Annotated in this window: 8 protein-coding genes and 1 pseudogene; 1 reads left to right on the top strand and 8 read right to left on the bottom strand. The window is 54.7% G+C overall.

Features of this window, described 5'->3' with window-relative positions; all coding sequences use genetic code 11:
- Position 1: 1 nt before the first annotated feature.
- The 5 genes from B2R17_RS08470 to B2R17_RS08450 all read right to left on the bottom strand — a co-directional run bounded on the left by B2R17_RS08470 (position 2) and on the right by B2R17_RS08450 (position 2389).
- Positions 2-346: a tetratricopeptide repeat protein gene (locus B2R17_RS08470; RefSeq protein WP_286763643.1), complete on the bottom strand. Its 345-nt coding sequence runs from the start codon at positions 344-346 to the stop codon at positions 2-4.
- Between the two features lie 73 nt (positions 347-419).
- On the bottom strand, positions 420-932 hold the full coding sequence (locus tag B2R17_RS08465) for a hypothetical protein (protein ID WP_286763642.1): 513 nt from the start codon (positions 930-932) through the stop codon (positions 420-422).
- 110 nt (positions 933-1042) lie between these two features.
- Complete coding sequence (locus B2R17_RS28190) at positions 1043-1477, bottom strand: VOC family protein (RefSeq protein WP_349676987.1); 435 nt, start codon at positions 1475-1477, stop codon at positions 1043-1045.
- A gap of 117 nt (positions 1478-1594) precedes the next feature.
- Positions 1595-1915 carry a hypothetical protein gene (locus tag B2R17_RS08455; protein WP_286763640.1) on the bottom strand — a complete coding sequence of 107 codons (321 nt, stop codon included), beginning with the start codon at positions 1913-1915 and terminating at the stop codon, positions 1595-1597.
- A gap of 3 nt (positions 1916-1918) precedes the next feature.
- Entirely contained in the window at positions 1919-2389 is a 471-nt protein-coding gene (locus B2R17_RS08450) for a hypothetical protein (protein ID WP_286763639.1), read from the bottom strand.
- A gap of 137 nt (positions 2390-2526) precedes the next feature.
- Between B2R17_RS08450 and B2R17_RS08445 the strand changes: the two are divergent.
- A pseudogene (locus tag B2R17_RS08445) lies at positions 2527-2619 on the top strand (hypothetical protein); the annotation flags it as partial.
- A 70-nt stretch (positions 2620-2689) separates the two neighbouring features.
- Here the strand turns inward: B2R17_RS08445 and B2R17_RS08440 are convergent.
- The 3 genes from B2R17_RS08440 to B2R17_RS08430 all read right to left on the bottom strand — a co-directional run.
- Positions 2690-6706, bottom strand: coding sequence for a protein kinase domain-containing protein (locus B2R17_RS08440; protein WP_286763638.1), 4017 nt, complete (start codon positions 6704-6706; stop codon positions 2690-2692).
- Complete coding sequence (locus B2R17_RS08435; RefSeq protein ID WP_008660773.1) at positions 6690-7325, bottom strand: ECF-type sigma factor; 636 nt, start codon at positions 7323-7325, stop codon at positions 6690-6692. Before B2R17_RS08435 ends, B2R17_RS08440 begins: the two co-directional genes overlap by 17 nt.
- Before the next feature lie 121 nt (positions 7326-7446).
- A partial coding sequence (locus B2R17_RS08430; RefSeq protein WP_286763637.1) for a dockerin type I domain-containing protein occupies positions 7447-12181 on the bottom strand: 4735 nt, incomplete at its 5' end.

Raw genomic sequence — 12181 nt, 5'->3', positions numbered from 1 at the left:
GCTACCAGCCCGACTGCACCCGTTGGGAACGACCACGATTGAAATAGATATGCTGTAGATCATTTTGTTTGGAAGCGAGACCAATTGCTTTCGTAAAGTCCGCGATCGCGAGGTTGTGGTGCCCCTGGCCGCTGTAGGCTCGCCCTCGGTTGTTGAGGGCATCGACCCGGTCGGGTGCCCAGCATAGAACCTTGTCGAAGTCGGCAATCGCATTGTCGTATTGCTTCAATTCGTTCCAAGACGATCCCCGCAAGCTCAAGGCGTAGAGGTCGTCCGGGCATGCTTTTAGTTCCTCGGTGCACTCGGCGATGACTTTGACGTGCTGCTGTTTATTCGCTGGCATCATGCTGAGATTCTAGACTTATCAAATGTTCGCTTGCTCGCACGCCCCCGATGCTCGGCAAAAATCCAATTGATGGTTAGCCTCTTGGGTGTCGATCATTGAGCCGGACAAGGACGGATTCATCGAAATCCGCAATTCGATAGCCGCCGTCCGCAGACTCGTACACTTCGCCAGCAGAAAGCGAGACTATGTCCTGACCGATTTGCATTGTAACGCAGCCGATCGTGCCGTATGAGTCGGCTGTTGTCTCGATCGATTGGATCAGCCCACGGGGTAAACGCGAGGACAGTTGATTGCGATAGATTGACGTGTTTGCTTCAACGAGCTCCTGCGTCCCGGGTGCGTCACGAACAACGATGCCGCTGGAGTGAGGATTATCGCCAGGAAGTGTGTGAAACCTTTGCCAAACTTTGTCGATGAGCAAGTCGACGACGGCACACTGCATCGCATCGACCGATTCGTGCCGCCACACCGGATTTTCCTCGTCCGGTGATTCGAATGCCATCTCGATGCATCGCCAATCATGGACGTTGCAACCAGAGAGGTTTTCAATCTGCTGACGCTGCAGCAACGCCCAGCCACTGGGCATTGATGATAGCTCCTGTGCAAAGCGACTGCGATCTCACGGCAGTCGCGTAGAAGTTTCCCGGGAGGACCAAGTGATCTCCCGCGAGATCAACGACTGATTCGTCTTCTTTCTCATTCACGATTGGCGTCGCCAACATTCATTCCATCCGAGTGTGTTTCAGTGATCACACCCGTTGATGTTCTATCCGACGCGACGATTCGATCACGGTTGGGCGGCGTGAGTAGCTCGACAATGTGCCCATCCAAATCCTTGATAACCGCCCGTCTGCCCCATTCACTGTCGGCAGGTTGGGAAATCAATTCTGCGCCGATGGCGACAAGCATGGGCACGATCGAATCAACGTCATCAACCGAGAATCCTATGCGAGTCCCGATGGTTGGTGGATGCTTGCCCAGCGGGTAGATCTCGAAGATGAATCCGTTCACGCACGACACGTAATGCTCTGGACCCGATCCATGACGATGCCTCGTGAAGAGCAGTCCCATCTCTGAATAGAATTTGGATGCCCGGTCGATGTTAGGCGACCGAAGGACGGCGAGGTTCATGATCGGTGGGGCTGCGAACATTCTTGGAAGTTGATCGGTAGAGTTTATCTGGCTGTGGACGCCATCGGGATTTCACAGCGAACCTGTTCTGCATCGCCGCTTCGTACGCATTCCTGTCTAATCGTCATTCTCAGGGGAGACCGAGGTGGTTCCTGGGGCAGTTGACTTGGTAGCGGTGTGTTCTTGGATCGTGGAGGGTGCAGGGTCCGAGTCAATTTGGTGAAACGGGTGAAGCCCATCTTTGTAGATCGAGTATCCCAGCCAATGAAGTCCCGCAGCAATCAGGATGAAAATGCCAAAGATGAAAAATGCGGACACATGCCCAATTAGCTTGCGAGCACCATGATCTCCTGGTGCGACGTATTGATTCAGTCGCAGGATACATTCGTCTGCCTGGCAAGCCGCGAGGGAGACCCATTCATTTCGGAATAGCTCCATTTTTCAATCATTCCAATTCGCAGACTCGGGCGTTTTGGATGTTTCGCTAACGTTCGATTTGTCGATGCGTGCACGTTCGATTGCGTCTTCAAGCTTTTCGATAAATCGTTCAAAGGCCGGAGCATCACGTCCGCGAAACAGGAAAATTGTCTTTCCATTCAGCGTTGTGTCATAGGTTGCCCATTCAACCGGTCCTAGGAACCACGGGGAATAGTGATATGCAAGGGTGAGCAACGCTCCCAACCCCGCGCCGATGGTGGCGGCAGAGCTGAATTCGAGCCATTGCACCGGGGCAGCGACAGCAAGTGGGACGAAGATAGTAAGCCCAAGCTTTCGCCAGCACCTTCCTCTTTCGATCGACATCATCGGCTTCGGCAGCATCATGTGCAGCGGAATGGATTGTCTCCATTCATCGCCACCGTAACCATATCGCCACTCCAGCACATCGTTGTCAACGGAAACGTTGATGCTCATCGACATGCGTCGTGCACGATAAGAAAATGGTTCTGATGGCAAGGTAGTCAATACAGCGATCGAAAATGGGGGGCAGTTGCGTGATAATCGAACGGAACTTGGGCTGCCCAGCAAAGCACTAGAACAGGTATCAATCCGGGCAGATAGATCGGCACGAAAGGATCAACAAACGCGACAGCAAACTCCTTCGCAGTCTGTTGATGCAATGCGTTTGGACGAGCCTGCGATAGAACCGCTGCAGCAAGAAGAATATTCCGAGCGTTTCTGGGCAAACGTTCGACTCAATTCATTCAGTGGTGGTCATCCGAATGCATCTTCGCTCGTCAACCCGCGCGGTGGTTCCGATGGATGAGACGCGACATGCGGAAGACTTGACAACGAATCGACAGCCCTCTGTTTCAAGGCGACGGTGCCTTGTTTCTCAGCGAACGCGATTGCTCGGCGGAACCAGTCCGCAGCGACTTGGGATTGCTTAGGATCAATCGCCAAAACGATCTCGCCGCGAAGACGTAGTATTTCGGCTTCATAGAACCGCTCGCCCGTCTCGTCGGCAAACGATTGTGCCTGATCCAAAGCCAACGTCGCCGCCTCAAAGTCGCCGTCCTTCAGGCAACTTTCGGCCAACAACGCATAGAAATAATGACACCCCGCGGTCGTCCCCGACGCTCTCCACTGAGTCACGCCGTCTTGAATCGTTTCGCGTGCTCCCGCATGATCGCCCCGAGCGGATTGAATCCAGCCACGAAGCGTCAGCGTCCATGCATTCCAGAATGGGAAACCAAAGTCTTTGCCGAGTTGATCCGACCGGTCGCAAGTCGCTTCGGTTCGGTCGACATCCGCTCTCATTTGATGCAACCATTGGGAAAATCCGACCGGCAGTATGAGCGAAATGGGATGCGGCAGTTGTTCGCCCTCCGAGATTGCTTGCTCGCTTTGATAAAGCGCCTGTTCCGTCTCACCCTGCAACCACAGGGTCAAGGCAAGGTAGCTGCGAGCGGTCACCCAAACATCGACCACATCAGTCTTCGAAATCTCTTGCCGAAGTTCGTCGCTGGGAGCGACGGCGAGGATGGCTTCAAGATGGATTCGAGCAGACGAAAGTTGACCACGGTACGTCGCGGTTGTGCCTGCCGCACGATGAGCCATCAATCTCATCGAGGTGTCCTGAGTCCCCTCGGCCGTCGCTAGCAAAAGCTCCGCCAACTCGCTGGCTTGACGAAGTTGTGATTGCAAAACGTGGTAGCGGAACAAACCGTAAGCAATTGGAAAGGTAACCAACGGGTCATTGATTCTCTCGCAAACCTGCAACGCTCGATCATAGTTTTCAAAGACTTCCGCTGCCGCGTACCCGTGAATCGCTTGCAAATGAACACCCAATAAACATCGCAGCTCGACCTCTTTGCGATCACGGTCGCTGGATTCGCTTGTTTGGCCGAGTGCCTCCAGCGCAAACCCGAGATGGCTTTCCGCCTCCTGGTGGGCTGCCGCTTGCGTCGCGGTTTGCGCCGCGTCGTACCAACTTTCCACCGCTTGGTCCCACTCTTCGGCACGATGGAGGTGGTGCGCGACGACTTCCGCCGGACAGACGGATTTTCGCGACAAAAAGTACTTTGCAATCCGTCCATGCGTCAGCTTTCTTTGCGACGCGATCATCGTTTCGTAGGCAGCGTCCTGAATCAATGCGTGCTTGAACGTGAAGTGCCAACCGTCTGGAACCGACCGGCGAAACAACAACGAGGAATCGACCAAAGTATTGAGTTCACCCAGCAGTTCGTCATCGGAAGAATCACAGATCGCCTTGACAATGTCCCAACCAAAATCGCGGCCAACTGCAGCCGCCCTTTGAATCGCTTCGGGAATTCCACCGCCTAGTTGCATTCGAGAAAGCAGCAAGTCTTGCAATCGATGAGGTATCGCGTCATCGAGCGGAACGGGCCCTGATTCCAGCATGGTCGCAATTTGCTCCACGAATAAAGGGATGCCATCGGTACGCTCGAGCCACATTGCCGCTTCGCTTCGATCGAATCGGTTTTCACCCATGCAGGCAGCAAACATTTCTTCAGCTTCAGCATCACTTAGACGTTTCAGAGTTGTTCGATCAAGACCCGGCCGATGGTTCCAATCGTCGGCGAATTCCGGGCGGTGTGTCATTACCAACAATACCGAATCGAGCGACTCGGCGGAGATGATGCGACCTAGCAGTTCCAAGGTCGATGGATCGCACCAGTGCAGATCCTCCACGACCATCAGAACCGGATGCTGCTCTGCGGTCGCTTGCAACCAATGGATCAGCAATTGAAAGGTGGCTTCTTTTTTTGCTGAGGGAGAAAGATTTAAAGCGGGATAGCATCCGGCCAGCGAGATGGAAAGCAACGATGCCATCAACGCCACTTCCTGGTCACCTTCGATGCCAAGGTCGTCTAAATAGCGAACGAGACGACTGAGTTGTTTAATGCCGGGAATGCCGTCGTTGATTCCGATTCTTCGTCGCAGACACTCGATGACGCCGTGCAGACTACTTTGTTGATAGTAGGCATCGGACCGGATGAACATCACCCGCGATTCACGCTGTTCTCGAACTTTTTGGTCGAGGTAGTTCCCTTGATCGCAAACCGATTGGCACAACCACTGAACCAAACGCGATTTTCCAATTCCAGGTTCACCGGAAATCATCACGGCGTTTTGCTTGCCGCGAATCGTTTGGTGCCATCGCCGGCTCAAACCGTCCATTTCATCGTTGCGTCCGACCAACGGCGTGATCTGACCACGCAGCATTGCCCAATCCATGGGGCCGACGTCGCTGTGGCTGCATACTCGATGCAGAGTCAATTTCTCGGATTCGCTGAGTGAGATCGATCTGATTGGCTTCGTTTGGAACACGCTCTCGATGCCGTGGCGTCCGGCATCGCTCAATACCACTTGGCCTGGTGGTGCGACGCGAGCCATTTCCGAAACCAGATACCGCAAACGTCCATTGACCTCGAATTGGTCGCGATTTGCATGATCCGCAGAATTGACCACGACTGCTCGATCACGATGCACCACCGCCGTGGCCGACACGCTCACGCCAGTCGTCCGTTGCCAACGCGCGGCAAAGGGTGCGAACTTCTCTTGAAATTCGATCGCAGTTCGAACCCCGCGTCGCAAACAAATGTCACCGGCGATCGGGAATCCAAAACTAAACAGTCCCCCCAGATGCGTGCGACCGACCAATCGTCCATGCTGGGCCGTGACAATCTCTTCGCAAAACTGCATGAATTGTTCGTGCATCTCGCTCTGCTGGTCCAGATTGAGATAAGTTTGCGCGGACGGTGACACGAACAGATCGCATTCCAGATTTACCAGCGTGATCTGCCACTGCATACTCGATCGATTTGTCGGCTTTCGTCGATTCGCTATTTGATCCGTCGTCGTTGCTGCGGGAACTTCCAACGGGGAAAGCATCGATTCGTTTGCCAAAGTCCCGCCCGCTGAAAGTTGACGACTCGCATAGCCCAAGTCGGATGCGAGGTCATCGGCGGTGGCATACCGATCCGCGAAGTCCTTTGCCATCGCCTTCAGACAGACACGCTCCAGGATCGGGGGAACTCCACCCACAAGTTGACGTGGAGGCTGCGGGTCATCTTGTCGAATTTGCTGTCTTAGCTCTTCCGCATCGCGTGAGCGAAACGGTAAATGCCCGGTCAACATCTGATAAAGAATGACTCCCAGGGAATAAATATCCGTGCGTCCGTCGATGCGATGACCTTGCCCCATCACCTGCTCAGGCGACATATAACTCAGCGTCCCCGCAACGACCCCTCGCCGTCGTTTGGCCGTAGAACCAATCAGATCATGAATCGCCAAGTCGAAATCAACAATCACCGGATGGCAATTGTCACGCATAATGATGTTTTGGGGCTTCAGATCACGATGAACCACACGATGCGCATGAGTGTGAGCCAGTGCTGATGCTAATTCAATCGCGATGTCGACTGATTGAGCCGGCGTTGGTTGATTGACCTGGAGCCAACTTTCCAGTGTCTCGCCCGGCACGAAAGCGGAAACCAGATAATGAAAGCGACCGCTTGTGCCAGCGTCGATGAAGCGGACGATTCCTGGATGATTCAGTTGCGAAAGGAGTTTGGCTTCGTCCTCGAATCGATCGTTGTCGACAATGTCCGGATCGAGCAAGGCAAACTTGACGGCAACCGACGAGCCGTCTCGTTGATCCAGTGCCAAGTGAACAACCCCGAACGCCCCACACGCCAAACGTTCTTTGATGACGTAGTGAGAAACCAAATCCGGAACGGCGAGTTCATCAGCATTCGGTTCCATCCATCGCCCCTTCCGCTTTCCAAATTTCACGGATCAGGGTGAGGCGTCGTTCGACCGTGCGTTTGGACATGTCCGTCCGCTCGGCGATTTCCTCGCATGTGTAACCTTCGATTCGCAGCATGGCGATCAATTCCAGAACGTCGTCTTCCAACGCGTCAAAAAGCCGCCGGCAATCGGCGGAAAAGACTGCCAACGCATCGGGACCTTGATCGGACGAGGCGATATTCTCGATCCCGTGACCCGCAACCATTCTGCTGTCCGGATGTTCAAACACCGATTCGCCGCTGACTTTTCCGCCACCTCGTTTTGCCGCATTCTGCTCGCGAACGTAAGATCTCGCTTTGCGGGAAGCGATGCAAAACAACAGTTTCCAAAGAGAATCGCGACCATTGATGTCGCCAAGGGAACCACGCTGCGCGCCGCGGCAGAAGCTCTTGAAGGCGCTCAAGGCGACGTCTTCTTCATCCAACACCCGCCGCAAATGACTGGGGAGTCGTTGACGCGAGTAACTCAGCAGCCGTGGAAAGCAAGTTTCCCACAACCGCGTGGTCGCGTCTTCATCACCGGCTTCGACGGCGCGCAAACAAAGAGAGATGGGGTCGTCAGATGCGAGAGACATGTCCAGCAAAGACTCGCGGCGAGGAACGGTTCCGGATGAGTTCCCCCCCAGTATAGCGGCCGCGGAGATTTGTGGGCGCTGCGTTTTCCAACGTGGCTTTCGTGCCGGCATTGACATCGTGTTAGAACAATCCCGGGCGAGTCAAATCGCCCGCAATCAGGTCGATCTCGATATCAAGCTCATCCTCTTCCCAAAAGGCAGATGATGCAAAATCTGCCATGAATTCCGGCTCCGGTCCAGCAAAAATCGCCTGCGGCGGAGCCTCTGGTTCACCTGACGCCGGCGTTTGCCGATTGAGATAGTTGATCACCCGCAAGGCGTCCAACGCGGTGATCTTTCCGTCTCCGGTGACATCGTAGAACGGATCGTCACTGTCAAACCGGCGGAACAGCGGAAGGGACGAATCCTCCTGACGGTTCAGTTGATTGATGATGACGAGTGCGTCCAACGCGCTTGCTTCGCCGCTACGATTGACGTCTTCGGTGAAGTCAATATTGGTCCAGATATTTTCGTTGACCTCCGTCAGGATCGTGACAACTTGAGTCGCGGACAGATTTGAATCGGTGGCGTCTTGAAAAGTGATCGTGAGTTCCAGCTCATTGTCCTGCGGATGTTGAAGAAAGCCATCCGGCTTCAACAGCAGAACGCCATCTACAAATTCAAACCGATCATCGCTCATGATGATGATCGGCGTGGTATCGAAGAGATCGACAAACCGGTTCAAGGGTGTCTGTGAAACGTTTTCCTTTGTGGTCACGGTTTGACGAGTCGTCGATCCACCCGACACAGGTGCCGAAACGACTTCATCGAGCAGCGTAACACCGACGATGGTGTTGTCCCCCGCACCGGCATCGACGCGAAACGGAACAGACGAGGATTCGGGTAGGAACTCGATCGTGTCATCGCCATTGGTTCCAAGAACCCGAATTTCCGATGCGGAAAGAGTTCCGAATACCGTCAGCGTACCTGAATGGAATTGCAGTAGGTCACGCGTTTGCACGGAGACGCCGGCAGGAATGGCCAGCGCCTGATCGCCGCGTAAAGACAACGCGGATTCGGCTTGTAAACCCTCCGCAATCGTTAGCGTTCGCGTCGATCGTAGGGAAAGCCTGTCGCCGGCTTCGAAGCCGCTGGAGCCTCGGTCGCGTGTGGGGACGGAAGGCCCGCCCGTGCCTTCGCCTTCGGCCGAGCTCGGTGGATTGACCACACCACCGATCGTGAGATCGCCACTTGCGATCAAATAGACACTCCCGGTGGTGGCGACGCCTTCGACATTGTCGACCGACGCGATGATGGGATTGTTCGACTGGCCGATGTCGTCGCGTGCAAACAACCAAACCTTGCCCGATCGAATGCTCTCAACACCTGACATTGCTGGAAAGATGCTGCCTCCTATCGCAGCGATGAACGCGGTTTGTTGATCGGTGATGACCGATACCAAAGATAGGTCTCCAGCGACCTCGTTGATGAAAGTGTTTTGGTCGCTTTTGGTGGTCAGCGTTGCGAGTTCGCCGGCGACCGGGTTGTAGTCGCTGTCGATGTCTAGCTCGTTTCCGGCATTGCCGATGAAACCGAGATTGGCGTTTAAGAAAATGCTCCTACCAATGATGTCGGGGGCGGGTAACGAAGCGATTGCGGTGGCCGAATCGAGTGAGAAAGGATCATACGGATCCGCGACATCGACGGTATCCAACAGCGAGACATCGGCGGTCAAAAACACGTCGCCGACCGACGACAAGACTTGCCGAATGCCAAGGTTGCCAGCGACTTCGGTGATGTGAATGTCGCCACTCGCCGTGGCGGTCAAACTGCCATCGCCGATCATGTCGATCTCGATCGGGTTGGCATCGGATCCGATGTTGGTGCCCGCCCGCAAGACAATCGCGTCGGCACGCAAGTTCTCAACCGCATTGTCGTTCGCATCCACGATCGCGCCGTCGGTTTGCAATTGAATAGTGGAGGTCTGCGAAAAGACTTGGTCAACGCGTAAGTCGTTGTTCTCTTCGCCCTCGCTTTGTTCAGTAATCACGATCTCATTTTCGGCGCGGGCGATCAGGCTGCCCATCCCGTCCATGTCGATTCGTAAGGGAGTCGATCGCGTGCCAATATTGTTGTCGGCAGATTCCAACACGATTCGGCTTCCGACGATGTTTGGGATTGCCACATCGGTGGCCACATCGCTGAGGGAACCGGCGACCTTAATTTGAACACGCCCCCCATCCATCCCGGCATGAACACGGTCAATCGGGAAATCTAACTCCGACCCCAAATAGATGTGACGATCGGATGTCGCGATGACTCGCTCGCTCGCATTGACGTCGATATCTTCACGTCGCAGGACACGCAAGAATGGAGCGTCGCTGACATCGCTACCGGTGAACACGGGAGCGACCAAAATGGGGCGATCGTTATCATCCTGAAGTTGGTCGAATTCGTAGCCCGTCAGATCTAGGATCATGTTGGCACCGTCAAGTCGTTCAATCTCGAAAAACTGTCCCGCATCGGTCGTGTCGCGCGTGTTGGTTTCAAGGAAGACTCGATCACCGACGGAGTATCCAAGATCTTCCCAGGGAGTTTCGCTATCGCTTGGACCCGTGTAACTGATGTCTCGGGCGATGATGTAGGCGATGACTTCGTCAGGTGCTCGATCCAAGTACACAATGTCACCGGGTTCGGCGGCAGTGATCAGGGCTTGTTGATCGAGTGTGATGACAGGTCGTTGGCCATCGACCTCGCGAAGATCCACCGTCGCCCCATTGTCGTAGCGACCGATTCCGTCGTGAACATTCAGTGTGACCGTCCGCCCAACAATGTTGGGTTCTTCGATCACAAACTCGGTGTCCGTGACATTCAGAAACTCCACACTGCGAAGGTTAAGTAGTTCTTCTTCCGTCCAAACCTTCATGGTCGAGTCGATCTCGGCAAGTTCACCTTCCGTCCGTTTATGGCTGTAGTCTTCACGCGAATCACCGAGCGGCCCCCAAGTTGCGTGAAGTGCGTGGTACTGCGTCGTGCGGCTGTTTTCAATTGTGGTGATCGTGGCCGCATCATTTTCGTAAAAATCGCGTTCGAGCAGGCTGAGCGTGACACGGTGATCGGGATCGTAAACGGCCGGCTCAACCTGAGTTTCACGGAAGTCCCAATACGCGTTGTAAGACTGCGTTTGCGATGACTCGAGCGCGGCGATGCGTTCGTTACGTTTTGCAGTTGATCCACGACCTTCGGTCAACTGCAAGTCATCCCATATCTTGGTGATTACCTCTTCAATCGCACGTTCGTCACGAATGTCAGTCAGGTTACCGTCCATCAGCGTTCCGAAGTCATCGATGTCAATTCTTACATCGCCGCCAGCGACAATCGAATTGACAATGATGTTCGTGTTGTGGGCCAGATAGATGTCTTCGGCTGCCGACGCCGTGATGGCATGGCTCGGGTCTCCATTACCGTTCAAACCCGCAGCGGCGAACACGGGTCGGTCTTGGCCGCCCTCAGCGTTGCTTAACTGACCGATACTGCCATTCTCAGAAATCAGGCTGATTGAATTGCCGATAATGCTTGTGCCGAAATAGTTCCCCACCGTGGATTGGCCGTACACGATATCTCCGTCGGCAATCAGCGTGATGTCGCCGTCGGTGTTCGATAGGCCAAGGCGAGTCGCGTAGATACTGTCAATCGACAGGTCGCCATTGATTTCATGAACAAAGGTATGACCGTCGCGAGTCAACACGTTCAAGCTCGGCAGTACCTCAACCTTTGCCCAACGTTGCGTATCGGTGTAATCCTCTGCGTCCAACGGCAGCTCATCGGTTTCACCTTCGAAACGATAGACCGCACCAACGTCGCCCCGTTCGGTGGGGCCACTTACAAACAGGACTCGCATCCCTTCGTAGATGCGGGTCAACGTAGGGACTTGATCGACCCCGTCGACTTGGGCGACGCGGTCTGAACGCAGATCAAAGGGTGGGGATTCATTGAGATCGGTACGCAGAGGGTTGTCTGAGGTACCAATGGCACCGTAGGTGTCCAGGCGAATGTCGACGCCGCCGACAACACCTTCAAGACCACCTTGAAACACGGACCCGTCAGAGCGAATCGTGGTCGCCCCACTCGGATTGATCAGGGCACCCGCGATGTACACGTCGCCCTCGGACTCGATCAAAATCGCTCCTTCGGTTTGACCTTCGAAGTGAATGTCGATCGGTCGGTCGGCTTCGACGGTGTGGGTGTGCAGTGTCCGCGTTCCCGACACGCTGATAAACGTGTTGTAATACGTCTTCGTTCCGATCCAGTTCGTTTCCGTGCGACCGCAGCAAGTGTAGTTGCGCTGGCTGACGTTCAGCACACGCTCGCTGTAGTCGTAGCGGCCGACGTTGTTGTTACTGACGTAGAAGAATGGACCGGCGTCGGTGATGGTCGGGGTACCGACGAGCTGAGTTGATCGGCTAATCACATCGTCAGGATCGGGTGCGATGAAGTCGAGCCCCAGCCAAGACGACGTCGCCGTGCGTGTGGTGGTGCGATTGAGTCGTTCCTCGGCGATCGTCCAGCCGTAACGCAGGCCGTTTTGCGGTTGGTAATCAAAGCTAGATCCGTTGGCGTGAGTTTCAACGCCGTCAGACGTGTTGGCAAGAATGACATCGCCTTCACGTTGGTAGATCGAGGCATTGGGGTTCTCGCGGCTTGCTCCGCTTAGGTCCTTGATGATGACAGTCCCCTCGCCGCGGCGCGAAACGTCCAACCGTTTGACTTCGATGTCGATGTCGGTCTGGTTGTCGATGTGAATCTTGGCGTAATCGCTGAGCACTCGGATTTCCCCGTTGCGAGTGTTAGTGATGTGGCCGGTTAAATCGACAAAG

Source organism: Rhodopirellula sp. UBA1907 (genome assembly GCF_002337565.1).
GTDB classification, from domain to species: domain Bacteria; phylum Planctomycetota; class Planctomycetia; order Pirellulales; family Pirellulaceae; genus Rhodopirellula; species Rhodopirellula europaea.
This window is presented reverse-complemented; position numbering and strand designations above follow the sequence as displayed.